General features: G+C 35.1%; 20 protein-coding genes. 7 read left to right on the top strand and 13 right to left on the bottom strand.

From position 1 onward, the window contains the following. Window positions 1–2: 2 nt before the first annotated feature. The 6 genes from polA to ACFINR_RS01770 form a co-directional block, all read right to left on the bottom strand. On the bottom strand, window positions 3–2,930 hold the full coding sequence (gene polA, locus ACFINR_RS01795) for a DNA polymerase I (RefSeq protein ID WP_375652374.1): 2,928 nt from the start codon (window positions 2,928–2,930) through the stop codon (window positions 3–5). A gap of 300 nt (window positions 2,931–3,230) precedes the next feature. Continuing rightward, entirely contained in the window at window positions 3,231–3,938 is a 708-nt protein-coding gene (dnaQ, locus tag ACFINR_RS01790) for a DNA polymerase III subunit epsilon (RefSeq protein WP_375629128.1), read from the bottom strand. A 4-nt stretch (window positions 3,939–3,942) separates the two neighbouring features. Beyond that, window positions 3,943–4,530: a dephospho-CoA kinase gene (gene coaE / locus ACFINR_RS01785; protein ID WP_375612770.1), complete on the bottom strand. Its 588-nt coding sequence runs from the start codon at window positions 4,528–4,530 to the stop codon at window positions 3,943–3,945. Next, window positions 4,527–5,399, bottom strand: coding sequence for a shikimate dehydrogenase (locus ACFINR_RS01780; RefSeq protein ID WP_375629126.1), 873 nt, complete (start codon window positions 5,397–5,399; stop codon window positions 4,527–4,529). Before ACFINR_RS01780 ends, coaE begins: the two co-directional genes overlap by 4 nt. Then, window positions 5,392–5,988 carry a Maf family nucleotide pyrophosphatase gene (locus tag ACFINR_RS01775; RefSeq protein ID WP_375611343.1) on the bottom strand — a complete coding sequence of 199 codons (597 nt, stop codon included), beginning with the start codon at window positions 5,986–5,988 and terminating at the stop codon, window positions 5,392–5,394. The genes ACFINR_RS01780 and ACFINR_RS01775 overlap by 8 nt, the downstream gene beginning before the upstream one ends. Further along, entirely contained in the window at window positions 5,985–6,824 is an 840-nt protein-coding gene (locus tag ACFINR_RS01770; protein WP_375612767.1) for a pyruvate, water dikinase regulatory protein, read from the bottom strand. Before ACFINR_RS01770 ends, ACFINR_RS01775 begins: the two co-directional genes overlap by 4 nt. A gap of 552 nt (window positions 6,825–7,376) precedes the next feature. Between ACFINR_RS01770 and rho the strand changes: the two genes are divergently transcribed. The 6 genes from rho to ACFINR_RS01740 all read left to right on the top strand — a co-directional run bounded on the left by rho (window position 7,377) and on the right by ACFINR_RS01740 (window position 14,345). Further along, window positions 7,377–8,642: a transcription termination factor Rho gene (gene rho, locus ACFINR_RS01765; RefSeq protein WP_015857121.1), complete on the top strand. Its 1,266-nt coding sequence runs from the start codon at window positions 7,377–7,379 to the stop codon at window positions 8,640–8,642. Between the two features lie 31 nt (window positions 8,643–8,673). Further along, entirely contained in the window at window positions 8,674–9,981 is a 1,308-nt protein-coding gene (mnmE, locus tag ACFINR_RS01760; RefSeq protein WP_375620894.1) for a tRNA uridine-5-carboxymethylaminomethyl(34) synthesis GTPase MnmE, read from the top strand. Between the two features lie 106 nt (window positions 9,982–10,087). After that, window positions 10,088–11,956, top strand: a complete 1,869-nt coding sequence (gene mnmG / locus ACFINR_RS01755) for a tRNA uridine-5-carboxymethylaminomethyl(34) synthesis enzyme MnmG (RefSeq protein WP_375639846.1) — start codon at window positions 10,088–10,090, stop codon at window positions 11,954–11,956. After that, window positions 11,956–12,603 carry a 16S rRNA (guanine(527)-N(7))-methyltransferase RsmG gene (gene rsmG / locus ACFINR_RS01750; protein WP_375611339.1) on the top strand — a complete coding sequence of 216 codons (648 nt, stop codon included), beginning with the start codon at window positions 11,956–11,958 and terminating at the stop codon, window positions 12,601–12,603. Before mnmG ends, rsmG begins: the two co-directional genes overlap by 1 nt. A 6-nt stretch (window positions 12,604–12,609) precedes the next feature. Next, window positions 12,610–13,407, top strand: a complete 798-nt coding sequence (locus tag ACFINR_RS01745; protein ID WP_273790170.1) for a ParA family protein — start codon at window positions 12,610–12,612, stop codon at window positions 13,405–13,407. 41 nt (window positions 13,408–13,448) lie between these two features. Beyond that, window positions 13,449–14,345, top strand: coding sequence for a ParB/RepB/Spo0J family partition protein (locus ACFINR_RS01740; RefSeq protein WP_375612765.1), 897 nt, complete (start codon window positions 13,449–13,451; stop codon window positions 14,343–14,345). Window positions 14,346–14,368: 23 nt separating this feature from the next. Here ACFINR_RS01740 and ACFINR_RS01735 read toward each other — a convergent pair whose 3' ends face one another. The 7 genes from ACFINR_RS01735 to dapF all read right to left on the bottom strand — a co-directional run bounded on the left by ACFINR_RS01735 (window position 14,369) and on the right by dapF (window position 20,442). Continuing rightward, entirely contained in the window at window positions 14,369–14,836 is a 468-nt protein-coding gene (locus ACFINR_RS01735; protein ID WP_375652373.1) for a hypothetical protein, read from the bottom strand. Window positions 14,837–15,032: 196 nt separating this feature from the next. Beyond that, window positions 15,033–15,530: a hypothetical protein gene (locus tag ACFINR_RS01730; protein WP_375652372.1), complete on the bottom strand. Its 498-nt coding sequence runs from the start codon at window positions 15,528–15,530 to the stop codon at window positions 15,033–15,035. Between the two features lie 2 nt (window positions 15,531–15,532). Then, on the bottom strand, window positions 15,533–16,294 hold the full coding sequence (gene gloB / locus ACFINR_RS01725) for a hydroxyacylglutathione hydrolase (RefSeq protein WP_375632111.1): 762 nt from the start codon (window positions 16,292–16,294) through the stop codon (window positions 15,533–15,535). Window positions 16,295–16,356: 62 nt separating this feature from the next. After that, window positions 16,357–17,043: a septation protein A gene (locus ACFINR_RS01720; RefSeq protein WP_375632110.1), complete on the bottom strand. Its 687-nt coding sequence runs from the start codon at window positions 17,041–17,043 to the stop codon at window positions 16,357–16,359. Continuing rightward, window positions 17,040–18,293: a signal recognition particle-docking protein FtsY gene (gene ftsY / locus ACFINR_RS01715; protein WP_375611333.1), complete on the bottom strand. Its 1,254-nt coding sequence runs from the start codon at window positions 18,291–18,293 to the stop codon at window positions 17,040–17,042. The genes ACFINR_RS01720 and ftsY overlap by 4 nt, the downstream gene beginning before the upstream one ends. A 14-nt stretch (window positions 18,294–18,307) precedes the next feature. Next, a complete protein-coding gene (gene mtaB / locus ACFINR_RS01710; protein ID WP_375612759.1) occupies window positions 18,308–19,591 on the bottom strand; it encodes a tRNA (N(6)-L-threonylcarbamoyladenosine(37)-C(2))-methylthiotransferase MtaB in 1,284 nt (427 codons plus the stop codon). Then, complete coding sequence (gene dapF / locus ACFINR_RS01705; RefSeq protein WP_375628539.1) at window positions 19,591–20,442, bottom strand: diaminopimelate epimerase; 852 nt, start codon at window positions 20,440–20,442, stop codon at window positions 19,591–19,593. Before dapF ends, mtaB begins: the two co-directional genes overlap by 1 nt. Window positions 20,443–20,667: 225 nt before the next feature. Here dapF and ACFINR_RS01700 point away from each other — a divergent pair, with 225 nt between their 5' ends. After that, a complete protein-coding gene (locus ACFINR_RS01700; protein ID WP_375620904.1) occupies window positions 20,668–21,213 on the top strand; it encodes an AprI/Inh family metalloprotease inhibitor in 546 nt (181 codons plus the stop codon). Window positions 21,214–21,272: the final 59 nt, after the last annotated feature.

Genomic DNA, 21,272 nt, shown 5'->3' with positions numbered 1-21,272 from the left:
AATTAATGTGCCTCATCCCAATTTTGAGCCGTCATAACTTTTACTTCAAGCGGTACAGATAAAGATAGAACCGGTATTGTAGCATTTTCCATAACATTTTTAACAACAGTCATGGTTTTTTTACTTTCTTCTTCTGGTACTTCAAAAATCAGTTCATCATGAACTTGCAGCAACATTTTTGCTGATAGTTTTTCTGCTTTTAAAGCATCTTCCATATGTATCATAGCGCGGCGAATAATATCGGCCGCAGAACCTTGAATTGGAGCATTGATAGCTGCCCGCTCATTAAGAGAACGAATTTTTACATTCTTTGCTTTTATTTCTGGATAATGGATACGACGTCCAAAAATTGTTTCTACATAACCATTTTCACGTGCAAAGATTTTGGTCTTCTCCATATAATCTTTAATTCCTGGAAATCTTTCAAAATACAGTTGAATATAACGACCCGCTTCTTGGCGTGAAATTCCCAATTGATTGGCTAATCCAAAAGCTGAAATACCATAAATAATACCAAAATTAATCGCTTTTGCACGCCGTCGTATATCTGAATGCATTCCTTCTATCGCAACACCAAACATTTGTGATGCCGTTATAGCGTGAATATCATGCCCTTTAGCAAAAGCTTCTTTTAATGCTTTTATATCCGCAATATGTGCAAGAATGCGCAACTCAATCTGACTATAATCAGCAGAAAGTAACACATGTCCTTTGGGAGCAATAAAAGCTGTTCGAATTTTACGTCCTTCAGCAGTTCGCACTGGAATATTTTGCAAATTTGGCTCTGATGATGATAACCGACCTGTTGATGTTATTGCCAAAGAATAATTCGTGTGAACTCGCCCTGTTTTTGAAAAAATATAAGAAGGCAAGGCATCTGTATAGGTAGATTTTAGCTTTGAAAGTTGACGCCACTCAATAATTTTACGCGGTAAAATATGACCTTCAGCAGCCAACTCTTCTAAGGTCTGTGCAGAAGTTGACCATTGTCCACCCTTTGTTTTAGCGCCTCCAGGCAATCCCATTTTGCCAAAAAGGATATCCCCTAATTGCTTTGGCGAAGCAAGATTAAACTTTTCATCAGCTTGTTTGTAAATTTCCTCTTCTAGAATCAAAGCAGCTTGTGCCAACTCTCCTGAAAGACGCAATAAAATCTGCCTATCAATAAGAATCCCCCGTTCTTCCATTCTTGCAAGAACTTCTACAAGAGGTAGATCAAGACGCTCATAAATTTTTGTCATTCCACGAGCAACAAGTTGCGGTTTCAATACTTGCCAAAGACGTAGCTTTATATCAGCATCTTCCGCCGCATAAAGGGTTGCTTGTTTTAAATCTACTTGTGCAAAAGAAGTAATTTTTTTCCCGTTATGCGTTAAATCTTTATAGGCAATTGGTTTATGCTCAAGCCAACGTTCAGACAAATCATCCATATTATGGGTTAACATTCCAGCATCAAAAGCATATGATAAAAGCATGGTGTCGTCAAAAGAGCTTATCATAATGTCGTATTGCTTCATCACCAACCAATCATATTTTATATTATGACCAATTTTTAACACCGCTGAATCTTCTAATATCGGTTTTAAAAGTGCTAAAGCTTTTCGAGCCCCAATCTGTGAAGCAATGCGCCCGCCCCTCAAAAGGTCCTCTTCTCCTTCATCAAAATGTTCAAGAGGTATATAAGCTGCTTTTTCCGGCTGTAATGCGAGTGAAAAACCAACAAGCTTTGCTTGCATCGGATCAAGAGATGTTGTTTTAGTATCAAAAGCGAAAAAACCCTGCTCTTGTGCTTGTGATAACCAGTCTTTTAAAATTTCCTCATCAAGAATTGTTGTATAAGCATCTCTTGTAATTTTTTGAGTCAGCGCTTGATCTTTACGTTCTTGTGCAAAAACTTGTGGAGAATTTTCAGAAAAATTATGAAGGGATGCGCGCTCAGTATTCTTGATATCAGAATCATGCCTGATATCAGAATCATTCCTGGGGCTTAGTTTTTCCCATTCAACATTTATATCAAGTGCGTCAATAACAGCTGCATCGCATGTTGTTGCCTCTGCCACGCGACGCGTTAATGTTGAAAACTCCATCGCTTTCAAAAAAGCAATTAAACGTGGACCATCTTGTGGCTCCAAAATAAAATCATCTAAATCATTATCTATAGGAACATCTGTTTTAAGCCTGACAAGTTCACGAGATATTTTAACTTGTTCTCTATAAGCTTGAATGTTTTCACGTCGTTTTGTTTGTTTAATTTCTGTTACGTTTTGCAATAAAAGATCAAGAGAACCAAATTCATTTAACAACTGAGCTGCAGTTTTTGGACCAATGCCTGGAATACCCGGTACATTATCCGTTGAATCTCCAATTAATGCTTGTAAATCAATCATTTTTTCAGGCGCAACACCCCATTTTTCTATAACTTCTGAGATACCTATATGCTTATCTTTCATTCCATCATACAAAGATACATGCGTATTTACGAGTTGCATAAGATCCTTATCAGAAGAAATAATGGTTGTTTTTGCCCCAACCTTTGTTGCCAACTTTGCATAGGTAGCAATTAAATCATCCGCTTCAAAGCCTTCCTTTTCAATACAAGGCAAATTAAAAGCCTTCGTTGCTTGGCGTATTAGCGCGAATTGAGGAATTAGATCTTCAGGAGGTTCAACGCGATTCGCTTTATATTCAGGATAAATTTGTTTCCGAAAAGTATCAGATGAATAATCAAAAATAACAGCAAAATGTGTTGGAACAACACCCGTAGCTGTATTACGAGCATCACAAAGTAATTTCCATAACATATTGCAAAAACCAGCTACTGCTCCTACAGGAAGTCCATCCTTTTTACGTTTTAAAGGCGGCAAAGCATAATAAGCACGAAAAATATAGCCTGATCCGTCAACCAAAAAAAGATGATCTGTTGCTTTCATGACAATTTTTTCTCCATTTCAGCTAAAAAAACAAATTACCCTTATATATTTTTTCACTTTGCCTCTAAAAAGCCATTTTTTCTCTTCATAAGACGTGAAGTCGTTGCACTTTATATTAAGTACCTAGAGCTTTTCTTTGCTGTTACAGGATTAATAGCTTTCATTTTGCTCCTCCTATGATAGCTGAGGTACGATGTAGCGACAGGGTCGTTGTGGTGTTCCCCTCCCCACAACGACCGTTTTTTTTTGACATCGATATTCTTTAATTTCAATCGTGACTCTTTTAGATAAAAGATGATGTTATTCATGAATTTTGAAGTTATTCCACAGAGCTTTTTCACCCATTTTGTAGATAAAATCAGCGTGTAACTTTTTTTCTTGCATACTCAATCTTGAAGGTAAAGCCTGCGGGCGAATTTTAACGGCATAAGATGTATCTTTATCGTTCTGGATATGTTCATCAATACCCCTTCTGTTATCAAAACCCAATACACCTTGCTTTCCACCGATGAGCTCAATATAAACATCGGCTAGAATCTCTGCATCAAGCAAAGCACCATGAAGAACACGATGGCTGTTATCAATTCCAAAACGTTTGCATAAAATATCAAGAGAATTAGGACCCATAGGAAATTTACGCCGCGCCATAGCCAATGTATCAAGAATATTATCAACACTGATAAGCGGTTTGTTGACGCGTTTTAATTCTGCATTAATAAAACCAATATCAAAACTCGCATTATGCGCAATCATTGTCGCGTCTTTGATAAATTCCAAAAATTCATCAACAATATCACTAAAACTTTTCTCGTTTTTCAAGCGTTCATTGGTTAATCCGTGAATTGCTACAACTTCATCAGGAATAATAACGCCTTCAGGGTTTAAATAAACATGAAATTGGCGTCCTGTGAGATAACGATCAACCATTTCTACACAACCAATTTCGATTATGCGATCTTTCTCTTTATCTAAACCTGTTGTTTCTGTATCAAAAATAATTTCACGCATAATTTTAATTCTTTAGCAATTTTTTTATCACATCAAAAACCTGTTGACGTGTATTCTCTAAATCTTTCCCTGTATCAATAATAAAATCAGCGCGTTCTCGTTTTTTTTCATCTGGCATTTGTTGAGCGTTGATAAAGGCAAATTTTTTCTCATTCATACCTTGGCGAATCATTACACGTTCTTTTTGTATTTCTGGTGGAGCAGAAACAACAATAACGCTATCCACACGACTTTCACCATTTTTTTCAAACAGAAGTGGAATATCAAGAATAACTAATTTTTTCCCTTGTTCACGCGCTATATCAATAAATTCCCTTTCTTTTTCTTGCACCAAAGGATGAATTATTTTTTCTAATGTTTGTAATTTTTCTTTATCATCAATCAAAATTTCAGAAAGTTTCAAACGGTTAACTTCTCCGTTTTCAACAACACCTGGAAAAATACGCTCTATGAATGACAAAGCTGGCTCACTTTTATAAAGCTGTTGTACTGCTTCATCAGCACTAAAAACAGAAATACCCGCTTGCTTGAAAAAATCAGCAACTGTTGATTTTCCCATAGCAATTGATCCCGTTAATCCTATGATCTTCATTCTCTTTTTTCACTCATATCCTCTAAAATAGCTGTCCGTAACGCTTTTGTTACCTGTGGTCTTATTCCGAACCACTGTTCAAACCCTATAACAGCCTGATGTAGAAGCATCCCAAGTCCATCAACCGTCTTGAGATCACAAGCCTTTGCCTGTTGTAAAAAAGGAGTTATCAATGGTGTATAAATAATATCTGTTACTAATGCCGTTTTTTTTGCTTTATGAAAATCGCAAAAAAAAGAATCACTTTTTTCTTCTGGACTTTTTATGCCAATAGAGGTTGTATTAACAATCAAATCAGCTTGATGAAGTATTTCATGGATTTTATGCCAATCGTAAACTTTAATGATTTTTCCAAAATGCTGAGCTAAATTATCAGCACGTTGTTTTGTACGGTTAATTAAATAAATCTGTTCAAATCCGCGTCTTTTTAAGGCATATATGATAGCGCGTGCGGCACCACCTGCTCCAAAAACAAGAGCTGTTTCCCCTCCCCAATCAGATACAAAATCATCAAGATTAGCGCTAAAACCATAGGCATCACTATTCGTGGCACAAAGCTTATCTCCTTCATACCAAAGTGTATTAACAGCACCAATCATTGTTGCTCTCTCATCTTTATAATCTGCTAAACGAAAAGCTTCCTGTTTATAAGGCAAAGTAACATTTCCTCCACAAAAGCCTATTTTTTGTAAAGACGCAATAAAATGACTGAACTCTTCAGATGTTACTTCTTGTGCAAGATATTCTCCTTGTAAACCATATTGTTTAAGCCAAAAATTGTGAATTCTTGGCGATTTTGAATGATGAATTGGAGAACCAACAACAAAAGCACGCGGATAATTTGTTTTTTTTATTGTTAAGTCAACCATCAATAATTCCTAAGTGGCGCAGTTTTATGAGTAGAGGCAGCAAAGGTAAACCAACAATGGTAAAAAAATCTCCTTCAATTTTTTCAAAGAGATGAATTCCTTCTCCTTCAATTTGATATACTCCCACGCTGTTTAAAACATCTTTTCCTACGCGTGCTAAATAACGTTCAATAAATTCTGATGAGAGTAAACGGACGGACATATGTGCACTAAAAGCTTCAACCCAAATTTTTTGACCATTTTTAAATAAAGCTACCGCACTATGAAGAGAATGGGTTTTTCCTGATAATTCACATAAACGTTGATGTGCTTCTTTAATATTTGTTGCTTTGTGAAAAACTTGACCTTCAAAATCAAGAACTTGATCACAACCAATAACGAAAGCATCAGGAAAACGATCTGAAACATTTTTTGCTTTTGCGCTCGCAAGAAAACAGCTGAGTTCTTTAGGTGTTTTTTCTTTTGCTTTTTTTTCTACTTCTCTTTCATCAAAAGAAGCTCCTTCAATGGAAAAATTTAAGCCTGCTTTTTTTAATAATTTTGCACGATAAAAACTAAGAGATGCTAATATTAAAGTATCTGCGTTCATGAGAATTTTCTCTCATTTCCTTCACGAAATCGTGATAACAGTTCAAATATTGCAGCAGCAGTTTCTTCAATAGAACGTCTTGTGACATCAATAATAGGCCAACCAAAACGTTCGCAAATGCGTTTTGCATGGATTAATTCTTCAGCTATGTTGATACGATTAGTATAATTATCAAGAGCAAAACCTTCTCCTAAATCTCTATTTTGACGAATATGTGAGATTCTTTCAGCTGAAGCAATTAAACCAATAATTAAAGAATTTTTTACCTCTAAAAGAGATTCTGGCAAATCAATTCCTGGAATAAGAGGAACATTAGCCGTTTTGATTCCGCGATTTGCTAAATAGATGCTTGTTGGTGTTTTAGAGGTTCTTGAAATTCCCACAAGGATCACATCTGCTTCGGATAAGCTACTGGAAGACTGTCCATCATCATGCTCTATTGTAAAATCCAGTGCCTCAATACGGCGAAAATAATCTGCATTAAGATCATGTTGTGCGCTCGCACGTAAATGTGTTGGCATTCCAAGGTAAGACTGAAAAGCATTTAAAACAGGATGCAATATATCAATACAGGGAACTTCTATTTTTTTGCATTTTTTTTGAAGGAGTAGTTTAAGTTCTTCATCAATCATTGTGTAAAGAACAATACCTGGCTCTTGTTGTATTTCATCAAGAGCTTTCTGTAACTGTATTCTATTACGAATCATAGGATAGATATGCTCTGTTGCCTGAATCATTGCATATTGCGATGCTACAGCTCTTCCAACAGAAATTAATGTTTCTCCTGTTGCATCAGAAAGCATGTGTAAATGAAAGAATTTTTTTTCTTTTGTCACAAAAATTTTAACTCCTTGTTAAGACATGTGTATATATACTCACCGTTTTTTATAAAACTAAAATTTATGAAAAATTCTCCTTTTTTATGCACAAATTAAATGCTTGTGATAATTTAATCCCTCTTATAAAAAAAGAGGGGATAATATCTTTAAGATAGTGATATTTTTATTCTTTTTTCAGTTCCTTTTGTGGATAAAATTGAGGATAAATAATAATCCACACTAAACACAGTTATAAATAAGAATAATCCTTTCTTTAATATAAATTTATTAATATAAATTTCTGTAAAAAATACTTTTGAATAGCATTTCATTAATGCTATAATCCTAACTCACATTTTTGTTATTAAAATAATTAAATACTATTTGGATTTTATATTTTTTCAAGTTTTTCATATAATTACTTAATATTACAGGAACAAATTTCATATAAATGGTACTTGCAGATTAAAAAAATTGAGTGTAGGATATTTTTTCTTAATAATATTTCACTCATAAATTTCCATAAATTATTTAGAACAATCTTCTCCTTAATTACAAAGAGCATATTTCATGCAAAAAATGAAACTACAAGAACTTAAAAGCAAAAATCCCGTTGAGCTTGTTTCTTTTGCTGAAACATTAGAAGTTGAAAATGCCTCCCTTATGCGCAAACAAGAATTAATGTTTGCTATCTTGAAAAAACTTGCTCTACAAGACGTTGAAATTATAGGAGAAGGTGTTGTTGAAGTTTTACAAGACGGATTTGGATTTTTGAGATCTGCTGATGCTAATTATCTTCCTGGTCCTGATGATATTTATCTTTCACCTGCACAAATACAGTCGTTTTCTTTAAAAACAGGCGATACAATTGAAGGTCCCATACGCAGTCCAAAAGAGGGAGAACGTTATTTTGCTCTCCTTAAAATTAATACAATTAATTTCGAAAAACCTGAAAAGATTCGTTATAAAATCCACTTTGATAATCTTACTCCTCTTTATTCAAATGAACGTTTCCAAATGGAAATACAAGATCCTACAGAGAAAGATATGTCATCACGCGTGATTGATTTGATATCTCCATTGGGAAAAGGACAAAGAGGGTTAATTGTAGCTCCTCCTCGGACGGGAAAAACAGTTTTACTTCAAAATATTGCTCATTCTATTACCACTAATCATCCTGAATGTTATCTCATTGTTCTTTTAATAGATGAACGACCAGAAGAAGTTACTGATATGCAGCGTTCAGTGAAAGGAGAAGTGGTTTCTTCTACTTTTGATGAACCAGCAATACGTCACGTACAAGTGGCAGAAATGGTCATTGAAAAAGCCAAACGTCTCGTTGAATATGGGCGTGATGTTGTTATTCTTCTCGATTCTATTACACGTCTTGGGCGTGCATATAATACAGTTGTTCCTTCTTCGGGTAAAGTTTTAACAGGTGGTGTGGATGCAAATGCTCTCCAGCGTCCAAAACGTTTTTTTGGTGCAGCACGTAATATTGAAGAAGGCGGATCTTTAACCATTATTGCAACGGCTTTGATTGATACAGGAAGTCGTATGGATGAGGTTATTTTTGAAGAATTTAAAGGAACAGGTAATTCGGAAATTGTTCTTGATCGAAAAGTTGCTGATAAGCGTATTTTCCCTGCTATGGATATTTTAAAGTCAGGAACGCGTAAGGAAGAACTTCTGGTAGAACGACAAGATTTACACAAAATTTTTGTTCTTCGTCGTATTTTAGCATCTATGAATGTAACAGATGCAATTGAATTTTTGATTGATAAATTAAAGCAAACAAAAAACAATAGTGAATTTTTTGATTCAATGAATACGTAGAGCCATTAAAGTTTTTATTAGGATAAAACCTGTGGATACAATCTTTGCTGTTTCGAGTGGATTGTTACCTTCAGGGGTTGCAGTCATTCGGCTTTCTGGTCCTCATGTTGTGGATATAGTTAAAACGCTTTGTGGTCGTTTACCTAAAGCACGTTTTATGCATTATGGAAATCTTACTGCTCGTGATGGTAGTTTTTTAGATTCTGGTTTAACTGTTTTTTTTCCTGCTCCTCATAGTTTTACGGGGGAAGATTGTGCAGAATTCCATTTACATGGAGGAAAAGCAGTCGTTAATCGTTTTCTCGATGAATTGTCGACATTTTCTGGATGCCGTATTGCAGAAGCAGGTGAATTTTCACGTCGTGCTTTTATGGAAGGAAAATTAGATCTTGTTCAAGCAGAAGGTCTTGCTGATTTAATAGAAGCAGAAACGGAAAGCCAAAGGCGTTTAGCTGTTATGGGTACAAGTGGACATTTAACGACGCTTTATCGTGATTGGCGTCATAAGCTTATGAAGGCGCGTGCTTTTATTGAGGCAGAACTTGATTTTGTTGATGAAGCAGATATTCCCAACGCAATATCTGATAAAGTTTGGAAAGATGTTGAGGATCTTTGTACTTCTATTCGGGAATATATTACTGAAGGAGAACGTGCGAGTATTTTACGTGATGGATTAAAAATTGTTATTGCTGGTGCTCCAAATTCTGGAAAATCAAGCATTATGAATCGTCTTTCAGGAAGATCTGTTGCTATTGTAACGGAAGAAGCAGGAACAACCCGTGATGCTTTAGAAATGAGAATTATTCTTGGTGGTTTACCTATTTTTTTAACCGATACTGCTGGTTTTAGAAAAACAGAAAATAAAATAGAACAGATGGGAATAGAAATTGCTAAACAGCATGTTAGGGAAGCTGATTTGGTTATTTTGGTTTATGATATAGGAAATCCTAAGCAAGTTGATTTACCAGAAACATCGGCTGAAATATGGTGTGTTGGCAATAAACTTGATCTTTATGAAAAAAATGATCAGCGTTGGTCTATACAATTTTCCGCATTAACTGGTTTAAATTTTGATTATTTTATAAAAGAACTTGAATTATTTTGTCATCATCGTGCTTCTGAAATTGGAAATATTGTTCCAGCACGTAAAAGGCAACTTCAATTATTAAAGCAGGCTGTTAAAGAGATTGAATTTTCTCTTAATTATCATTCTCTTGATCTCAGTTTACGTGCAGAACATCTCCGTTGTGCAAGTGATTTTCTTGGGAAAATTACAGGAGATATTGATGTTGAAGATTTGCTTGATATTATTTTTTCAGAATTTTGTGTTGGTAAATAATGATTCACGTGAAACATTGATTATTTCATAGACAGATTATAAAGATTATGTAATTTATATCCTGTTTCACGTGAAACCTTAGAATATTTTCTACGGAATGAATTAAATGCAATCATATGATGTTGTTATTGTTGGTGGTGGTCATGCTGGCTGTGAAGCGGCTTCAGCTTCAGCACGTGTAGGAGCCAAAACAGCGCTTGTTACACATAAAATATCAGCACTGGGAACAATGTCGTGTAATCCTGCTATTGGTGGACTTGGAAAAGGGCATCTAGTTCGTGAAATAGATGCGTTAGATGGTCTTATGGGAAGAGCAGCAGATGCTGCTGGAATTCAGTTTAGACTACTTAATAGACGTAAAGGACCGGCAGTAAGAGGACCACGGACACAGGCAGATAGACAACTTTATAAAAAAGCAATTCAAAAATTATTAAAAGAACAAGAAAATCTTACTCTTATTGAGGATGAAGTTATTGATCTGGTTGTTAAAGATAATTGTGTATCAGGTGTTATTTTAAAAAAACAAGGAACAATTTTTTCTGGTGCTGTTGTTTTAACAACAGGTACGTTTTTAAATGGCTTTATTCATATTGGTAATAAAACATGGGCTGCTGGTCGTATGGGAGATCAGTCAAGTGTAAAACTTGCTGAACATTTGAAAAAATATCATATAAAACTTGGACGATTAAAAACAGGAACCCCTGCTCGTTTGAGTAAAAAAACAATTGCTTGGGAAGCTCTCCAAAAACAACAAGCAGATGAAAATCCCATACCCTTTTCTCTTTTAACAGAGAAAATTGAACAACCACAAATTGAATGTGCAATAACACGTACAAATGAGAAAACACATCAAATTATTCGCGAGAATATTTATCGCTCTGCTTTATATTCTGGAAATATTGAAGGGTTAGGACCACGTTATTGTCCTTCTGTTGAAGATAAAATTGTTAAATTTGGAGAACGTGATGGACATCAGATCTTTCTGGAACCAGAAGGATTAAATGATGATACTGTTTATCCAAATGGTCTTTCTACTTCTCTTCCTGAAGATGTACAAATTTCTCTATTGAAGACCATTGAAGGATTGGAAAATGCTATAGTTTTGCAACCTGGTTATGCTATTGAATATGATTTTGTTAATCCACAACAATTAACGAGAAACTTAGAATTACGTTCTTTACCGGGTTTGTTCTTAGCAGGCCAAATTAATGGTACAACAGGATATGAAGAAGCAGCAGCACAAGGACTTTTAGCTGGATTAAATGCTGCACGTAAAGTAGGTAAATTAGATGAAATACTTATAAGTCGTTCTACTGCTTATATTGGTGTTATGATTGATGATTTGGTTTCACGTGGTGTTTGTGAACCTTATAGGATGTTTACATCACGTGCTGAATTTCGTTTATCTTTACGATCTGATAATGCTGATACGCGTTTAACACCTTTGGCACAAAAATGGGGTATTGTGAGTAAAATACGTTGGGAATGTTATCAGAAAAAACAACAACGGCTTGATCAAGCACGATCAATATGTCAAAATCTTTTTTTAACACCCAATGAAGCTTCTGCTCATGGATTACATGTTAATCATGATGGAATTCGGCGTTCGGCTTATGATTTTCTTGCTTATCCTCATATGACCTTAGAGCGTCTTTCAGATTTTTGGCCACAATTAAAAACAATTGATTCTAAAACAGCAGAATCTTTAGAAATTGAAGCACAATATGCGGTTTATTTAGATAAACAAGCACAAGATATTGCCTCTCTTCAGAGAGATGAGCGTTTAGAAATTCCTTCTTCTCTCGATGTTCAGGCAATTTCAGGTCTTTCAAATGAACTTAAATCAAAAATTCAAGAAGTGTCGCCGCGTTCAATTGCTGATGCACAAAAAATTGATGGCATGACACCTGCCGCGTTATCGCTTATTATTACACATATTCAACGTCAACGACGTGAAAAGGCTAAAACAGCTTAATGAATTTTTCTACAGAAAAAAAATATCAACAATTATTAAATATTGTTCCTTCTGTTTCACGTGAAACGATGGAAAATTTAATTCAGTTTGAGTCTTTAATACTTCAGTGGAATGCACATATTAATTTGATATCTGCTACAACTATACCAGATCTATGGACACGACATATTCTAGATTCAGCACAAATTTTTCCTTTGTATGCTCATTCTTTACATTGGTGTGATTTAGGATCAGGAGGAGGTTTTCCTGCAATTGTTATTGCTATCTTTTTGAAAGAAAAAAAAGCAGGACATATTAATCTTGTTGAAAGTAATGGGAAAAAAGTTGCTTTTTTGCGAACAGTTATTGCTCAACTTAATCTTCCAGCAACGGTTTATCACGCGAGAATTGAAGATATATATCAAAAAATTCCCATATCTGATATTATAACGGCACGGGGATTAGCGCCGCTTGATACTCTTTTACAACTCATTTTTCCTTTATTAACAGAAAAAACAATAGCTCTTTTGCAAAAAGGTCGGGATTACGCTACAGAAATAAAAAATGCCTCTGCCAATTGGCACTTTGATCTGTTAAAACATAAAAGTAAAGTTGATGAAAATTCTGTTATTTTGGAAATTTCTCATATTCGATCATATAGAGGGTAGAGCAAAATGAGCGAAACACGAATTATCGCTATTGCAAACCAAAAGGGTGGAGTCGGAAAAACAACCACAGCAATTAATCTTGCTACAGCTTTAGCGGCTATTGGTGAAAATGTCCTTATTATGGATGTTGATCCACAAGGTAATGCTAGTACAGGTTTAGGGATTGATCGTAATAGCCGTCCTTTATCTTCTTATGATGTTTTGGTTTCGGGCGTTTCAATTACACAGGCGGCTTTAAAAACAGCCGTACCCAATCTTTATATAGTTCCCTCTACACTTGATCTCTTAGGTGTGGAAATGGAAATTTCTTCATCAAAAGATCGCATACAACGCTTACGTAAAGCTCTCTATGATGATCCGGAAATGGAAAAAAAATTCAATTATATTTTAATTGATTGTCCTCCCTCCCTTAATCTTTTAACACTTAATGCTATGGGGGCTGCGGATTCTGTTTTAGTGCCTATGCAGTGTGAATTTTTAGCACTTGAAGGTTTAAGTCAATTACTTGAAACAGTAAAACAAGTGCGATCCGTACTTAATCCATCTTTAGAGATCCAAGGTATTGTTTTAACAATGTATGATGGACGTAATAACCTTTCAAATCAAGTTGTTGAAGATGTACGCTCTTTTATGGGAGATAAAGTTTATCGTACTGTTATTCCACGAAATGTAAGAGTATCAGAAGCGCCTTCTTTTGGCAAACCTGTATTGCTTTATGATCTTAAATGTGCTGGGAGCCAAGCTTATTTGCGTCTAGCATCAGAAATGATTCAACGTGAAAAACAAGCACGTGCTGCTGCTTAAAAATGTAAAATTTTTTGTAAGAAAACTCAAAGAGAAAAATTATGAACGATGATCTATCAAAAAAAAGACTAGGACGTGGATTAGCGGCATTGATTGGAGATATCAATTTAAACAACAATATTGCACGTTCATCAAGCTTTGATAAATTAAATGAATCCGGTAGTCTTTCTGAGCGATTTATTTCTATTGAATCTATTTCATGTAATCCTCACAATCCTCGGCGTCATTTTACTGAAACAGAGCTTGATAATTTGACACAATCAATTCGTCAACACGGTGTGGTTCAACCGGTTATTGTGAGGCCTTTAAGAGATCATCCTCATCGGTTTGAATTGATTGCGGGTGAACGGCGCTGGCGTGCAGCACAACGTGCAAATTTAAGTCAATTACCCGTTATTATTCGTGATGTGGACGATAAAACGGCTTTGGAATTGGCAATTATTGAAAATGTTCAACGTGCAGATCTTAATCCTATCGAAGAAGCAAAGGGATATGAGATGCTTCTAAATGAACATGATTATACGCAAGTAGATTTAGCGCAAGTTATAGGAAAAAGTCGTAGTCATGTTGCAAATACGCTTCGTTTGTTAAAACTTCCAGAAAAAGTACAACAATTCTTAACTGATGGACAACTTTCTGCAGGTCATGCACGTTGTCTTATAACCGTTGATGATCCACAAAATTTAGCTGAGAAAATTATTCGTGAAGGGCTTTCAGTACGTCAAACAGAAATACTTGCATATGAGCAAGCTAATCCTAAAACTAAAAAGCGTACCAATACGGAGAAAGATGCTGAAACAAAATCTTTAGAAAAATTACTTGCAGATGTGATAGGAATGAAAGTTATTATTCGACATGGTAAAAAAGGTGGAGATTTAAAAATACATTACTCTTCATTAGAACAATTAGATGAAATTTGTCGGCGTTTACAAAGTTAATCAATTGTTCTAAAAAGATTTTTTTAACAGGTATCTTTTAAAATTTTTATTATTCTATACATATGCTCTTTAGCAAATTCTATATTTCTTGCAGGTAAAGAGTTTTTTTCATAAGTAGAATTTTCTTCATCAGTAAGTACATACAATGTCGCTTGAAGTGCTAGGTGAGCAACAACAAAATCTTTCGGTGTTATATTATTTTCTTTTAAAATATTTACAAGTTTTGGATTATTAAAAATATAGGAAGCGTCTTTTTCAATATTATCATCATAAGTACTGAGATCACTTTTTGTATTTGTTTGTTCTGGTTCTGAAGATAAATTTCTACATTCTGCTTTGATTTTTTCCAGCTTTAAAAGAATATCTTCTGTTAAGGGATAATTTGCAATGAAAGGCGGTATAAAAGAAGGATCATCTATTTCTTGTTTTTTTTCTTGAGCGTATGATACAAAAGGAAAAATGAAGAAAAAACACAATAGAAGTTTAAACATGACGAAAAATTATCCTTTCTTTTTTGAATTTCAATAAATATTTTTCCGTCTGTTATTCTTTATTTTTAGAAAAACATTTGTAAATATAATCGAAATAAAAACAATTATTAGGAATGGTAAAAACACGGTGTTTTTTTAATGCACATACTTTTTTATTAGATTAATGGGATGATATTTTTTAATGTCTCATAGCTGATTAGTTGCTCAAAATGAGTTTTTCACAGCTATTTAAAAGAATTGTTGCTTTGTAAAAATGTTTTTTAACAAATTCAAGATTGTTTAGAAATATAGTATTTTTCTCAGTAGAATATTCCTTTTCAGGTACAAATATGAGAAGCGCTGATATTTCTTTAAGTGCTAAGGTTCCCGCAGCAAAATCTTTCGGTGTTATATTATTTTCTTTTAAAATATTCACAAGTTTTTGTTTACTAGAAATATAGGTAGTGTAGTTTTCAATACTAGAGTGGATACTAGAATCATAAGTTATAAGATTATTTTTTGTTTCTGGAAGTAAGTTTTTACATTCTTTTTCAATTTTTTCCAGCTTTAAAAGAAAATCTTCTGTTAAGGGATAATTTGCAATGAGAGGTGCTATAAGAGAAGAATTATCTGTTTCCTTTTCCTCTGCCATTGTTTGTTGAATATGTATCACGAAAAGAAAAAGCAGGAACAAACGTAATACGAACTTACGCATGGTTAAAAATTGTCCTTTCTTCTTCGAACTTCAGCAAAAACTTCTTCATCTGTTTTTTCTTCCATTACAAGGTTCTTTCGCAATACACTATCATCCCAGCGGAGAAAGGGATTGGTGGCTTTTTCTTGCCCTAAGGTTACTGGTAAAGTCATAGCGTTTTTTGCACGTAGCAAAAAAACTTCCTCTATTCTTTGGTGGAGTTTTTTATTATGTGGGTCAATTGTTAGTGCGAAAAGAGCGTTATTTTTTGTATATTCGTGTCCACAATAGAGAAGTGTTTCATCAGGAAGTTTACGAAGTTTTTTTAAAGAATTCAGCATTTGTGCTGGTTTTCCTTCGAAAAGACGTCCACAGCCCAATGAAAAAAGTGTATCTCCAGCAAAGAGTAAATTCTTTTCAGGAAAATAGTAAGATAATGCGCCTAGAGTATGACCAGGTGTTGAAAGAGCTAAAAGAAGGTGTGAGCCAAAAGAAAAACTTTCATCAGGTTGAAGTGTTTTATCAAGATGATTGATCTTTTCTTTTTCTGCTTCTGGTCCGATAACCGTAGCGTTGTAAACTTGTTTTAATTCTGATAGGGCTTCTACATGGTCGTGATGATGATGAGTTACAAAAATAGTGTTAAGTGTCCAATTGTGGCGCTTTAAGGCATTGTGAATCGCTTTGCCTTCAGGAGCATCTATTGCAGCTGTCATACCACTTTTTTCATCATGAAGGAGTACACCGAAATTGTCTTCTCGACAAATAAACTGTTCAATCAACATATTTTTTCTCCCGAACAGTGTTTGGCGATGAATCTATAAAATAATCGGTAGTGATGATTTTTTTAAGAATCAGATTTGTCCTCTTCTGTAAAAAGTCCTTTTGAATGTTTTATAATTATAGGCATTTGGGTAAGCATGAAAAGGACTGTTATAGGCATGACGCCAAATACTTTGAAACTTGTCCAGAAATTATCGCTAAAATTACGCCAAATTATTTCATTCAAAATGGCAAGAAAAATGAAAAAAAACGCCCAACGATAGGTAAGTTTTTGCCAACCTAAATCATCAAGTTTTAAGGTAGAATCAAGAGCATAACGTAAAAGTGGTTTTTTAAAAAACATCCCTCCAAAAAGTATAAAAGCAAATAAGCTATTAATGATTGTTGGTTTCATTTTTATGAAAGTTTCATTATGAAGCCAGAGAGTTAGAAAGCCAAAAACTAAAACAAATATTCCTGAAATAAGAGGCATAATAGGAATTTGTTTTGCAAGGATCCATGATAAGCTTAGGGAAATAATAATAGCCACCATAAAAATAGCTGTTGCAGGGAAAATAGGCTTACTAAAATTTTGAAAAAATCCAATGTTTTTTATCAGCCATTCTCCCTTATAATTGGCAAAAAAGAAGGCAACCAATGGACCCATTTCCAAAAGAAACTTAAGTGTTGGTGAGAGAGAAATTTTTTTATTGTTATTCATCTTTTTTTCAGAATTATTGTGTAAATTAAGATTAGATAAAGGCTGTTTCATGCGTGTTTTCCTGCAATAGTTTCGGCAAAGTCAGAAGCAGAAAAGGGTTGAAGGTCTTCAATATCTTCTCCTATACCGATAAAATAAACGGGTAATTTATATTTTGCTGCGATAGCGACAAGAATTCCTCCTCGTGCAGTCCCATCTAGCTTTGTCATAACTAAACCATTAACACCAGCAATATCACGGAAAATGTCCACTTGGTTGAGTGCATTTTGTCCGGTTGTTGCATCAAGAGTTTGAAGGATTGTGTGGGGTGCTTGGGGGGTGTGTTTTTTTAAAACACGAATAATTTTTGCCAACTCATCCATTAATTCAGATTTATTTTGTAAACGCCCTGCTGTATCAATAATTAATACATCACTGTTTGTTTTTTTTGCTTTTTCATAAGCATCAAATGCTAAGCTGGCGGCATCTGCACCCAATTTTGTCGAAATAACAGGAGAATTGGTACGTTCACCCCAAATGTGTAGTTGCTCAATAGCAGCGGCTCGGAAAGTATCACCTGCTGCCAGCATAACTTTTAATCCCCCTTCTGTTAATTTGGCTGAAAGTTTTCCAATAGTTGTCGTTTTTCCAGTGCCATTTACACCTACCAGCAAAATAACATGAGGTTTATGGCTGAGATCAAGTTCTAATGGTATTGCAACAGGTTCCAGAACTTTTTTGACCTCATCAGCTACAATAGTATGAATATCATCTGGGGAGAGGTTTTTTCCGTAACGACTGGAAGCTAAAGTATTTGTGATGCGTGTTGCTGTCTCTACACCTATGTCAGCTTGGATAAGAATATCTTCGAGCTCTTGCAGTGTATCTTCATCAAGTTTTCTTTTAACAAAGAGATCGCCAATTGATCCGCTTAGGCGTTGTGAAGAAAGGGATAGGCCTTTTTTAAGGCGCCCAAACCACGCTGTCTTTTTTTGTTCAACAGAAGGTTCAGATAAAATTTCTTCATTCTTTTTTTCACGGATGTTGTCTGTGACAATAATTTTACCAGAAAAGGGAATTTTATCAGAATGGGATTCTAGAAATGGAGATTTTTCATCATATTTTGTAAGTATTGACTCTGGATTTTTTGTTTGTTCTTCTTTTTCTGTGTTTATAGAGATTTGATTATTTTTTGTCTTTTCATTTTTGTCTTTATTTTCTTCTATTATATCGCTTTTATCAGGAATAGAAATCTGTTGTTCAATTTCTTGCTCTTGAGATTTGTTAAAAGAGAATATTTTTTTTATAAAAGATTTAGTCATAAGAATTCTCCTGCTCAAGCAGCGTTTAATTTTGGAGGGACAGCAATCAATTTATCGCCATCATGATCAACGATAAGGGCTTGAACAATTGTTCCTGCTTTTGCACCTTTAACTTGTACAAGAGTATAATCTTCTGTTCGTCCGATTTCATCTTTTTCAACGAGAATTGTTTGTAGACTGTTTTGTAAATGAGCAAGATGCTTTTGGTAAGCCATATCACCTGCTTTACGCAATTTTTCAGCACGCAGCTTAACTATTTTACGGTTGATTTGTGGCATACGTGCGGCAGGTGTTCCTTCTCTTGGACTAAAGGGGAAGACATGGAGATGGGTTAAATTACAATCTTTGATTAAGGCAAGACTATTTTGAAACATCTCTTCTGTTTCTGTAGGAAAACCAGCAATTAAGTCGGCACCATAAACCATTGTAGAACGTTTGGCACGCAATTCTTGGCAAAATTGAATGGCATGTTCGCGCAGATGACGCCGTTTCATCCGTTTTAAAATCATATTATCACCTGCTTGCAAAGATAAATGCAAATGGGGCATGATTCTTGTTTCATAAGCTAAAAGATTTATGAGTTCTTCGTCTGCTTCAATAGAGTCAATAGATGAGAGGCGTAATCGGGCTAAGTCAGGGACATGATGCAAAATAGCTGAAGTTAATTTTCCTAGAGTAGCTTTTCCAGGAAGATCGTGGCCATAACTTGTAAGGTCAACACCTGTAAGGACCACTTCTTGGATACCCCCACCTATCAGCTTTTTAATTTGTTCTATGACAGCACCCATGGGAACTGAACGAGATGGTCCTCGTCCATAAGGAATAATGCAAAATGTACAGCGGTGATCGCATCCGTTTTGTACCTGTACAAAAGCGCGGGTGCGCTCTTGCATTGCACTGACCATATGTGGAGCAATTTTTTGTACTTCCATAATGTCATTGATATGCACCTTTTCAGAATGATTAATACCAAAATCAGGAAGTTGACGATAAGAATGAGCGTGAAGTTTATCTTCGTTTCCTAAAACAAGATCTACTTCTGTCATTGAGGCAAAATTTTGTGCTTCTGTTTGGGCTGCACACCCTGTTACAATGATACGCGCATGAGGATTTTCACGTCTTGCTTTGCGGATAGCTTGTTTTGCTTGTCGTACGGCTTCGGCAGTGACAGCACAGGTATTAAAGATAATAGCACCATCTTTAAGTTGATCTAGCCCTGAAGAAGTACTTTCTTTGCGAATGATTTCCGATTCGTAGCTATTAAGTCGACAACCAAAAGTTACAATTTCTATTGCCATCAGGAGTGATCCTTTTTGTAACACCCTGTTAAAGGGCTTAAAAAACCACTAAAGTGATATTTAATTGGTCCTGTCATGATAATATGATCGTCTTCTCGGTAAAAAATATTAAGTTTTCCCTTTGGTAAATTTACATCAACGTGGCGCTCTGTAAGTCCACGACGATAAGCAGCCACTGCACTTGCACAAGCAGCACTCCCACATGCTTGTGTTAATCCTGCCCCTCGCTCCCATGTACGTAAATTTAGACTTTTCTTTGACGTTATGCAAGCAATGGAAATATTGCACCGTTCGGGAAACAGGGGATCATGTTCAAGTTTTGGCCCATATTTTTCTAATGGAATATGTTGAATATCATTTTCAACAAAAAAGATAGCATGGAGATTGCCAATGGATATGAGACAAGCGTCTTTTAGGGGACCAGCGATAATTTCTACGTGATTGGTATCAACTATTTCACGTGAAACAGGCATCTCTTTTGCATTGAAATTTGGGCATCCCATATCAACAGAAATGAGATTATCGGTTTGGTATTTTCCTTCAATAATTCCAGCGGGAGTTTCTAAATGAAATTTTTCACCAAAATTGTGATCTTTAAGCCATGCGATGACACAGCGGGTACCATTGCCACAAGCTTTAGCCATTGATCCGTCGGCATTCCATATTTCTATGCGGAAGTCGGTTTTTTTCTGGGTTGGTGTGTGGATAGCCATGATTTGATCAAAATGCATTTCAGGATCTGCCGACAAAGCAAGGATTGCTTGTGGTGTAAGAGCGTATGTGCTTTCACGCATATCAACAACAATAATTTGATTTCCAAGACCGTCCATTTTGCTAAATGGCGTTTTCATGAAACTTCTCTATTTCTAATGATTACTTATAAAAAGATATATGACTGAAAATATTATAAATTTCTAGTGTTTAATAAATATAAAATTGGGCACATAAATTATTTCTTTTAAAATAAGTGATTTTAACCTGTTTTTTTTAATTTGTTAATTTATCTTTGTAACTATAACAAATATTCGCTTAATTTTTTTGTGAACTTATTTATTGTCGTGGGAGAGAGTACAGACATGGCGTTTTCAAAAGTTTCGTTTTTCGTTGCACTATCAACTGTAATGTTTTTAGGGGGATGTTCAACAACACGGTTTGATGGTAATGACGATGGTAACGCATTAGAAGTTTTTTATCCATCTCAACAAATGACAATATTAGAAGCGTCTGATCTGTCGTCTACTTCTTCGTCGATATCTGAAGATGCAAACGCTCCGATGTATGAAAAAGGAGATTCTCAGAGCGATGGACGAATGGCTAGTCTCGAATTGCCAAGTAATGCCACTGATTTATTTCCTGCAAGTGTTGCTGGGGTGTGGAATCTTTCTATGGGAGGAAAAGTTTGCCGGATTGCAACTCCACAAACAAAGTTTGGACAAGGGTACCGTGCTGGTCCTTTACACTGTCCAGGAATTGCTTCCCAAGTGAGATCGTGGGCTGTTAAAGGAAAAAGATTATATTTTTATAATAACTCTGGACGTGTTATCCTCGTTCTTTATTCTTCAAATGTTGATCGTTTTGAGGGACGTACACTTGATGATCATCCCGTTATTTTAAGTCGTTAAATCATTTTTGATCGTTTATGACAAACTAAACTAGACGGACAGATTCTTGAAAAGTATTT

Source organism: Bartonella sp. AP19HLJMH (assembly GCF_042196245.1).
Classification (GTDB): domain Bacteria; phylum Pseudomonadota; class Alphaproteobacteria; order Rhizobiales; family Rhizobiaceae; genus Bartonella.
The sequence above is the reverse complement of the archived record's forward strand: the minus strand, read 5'-3'. Positions and strand labels throughout refer to the sequence as shown.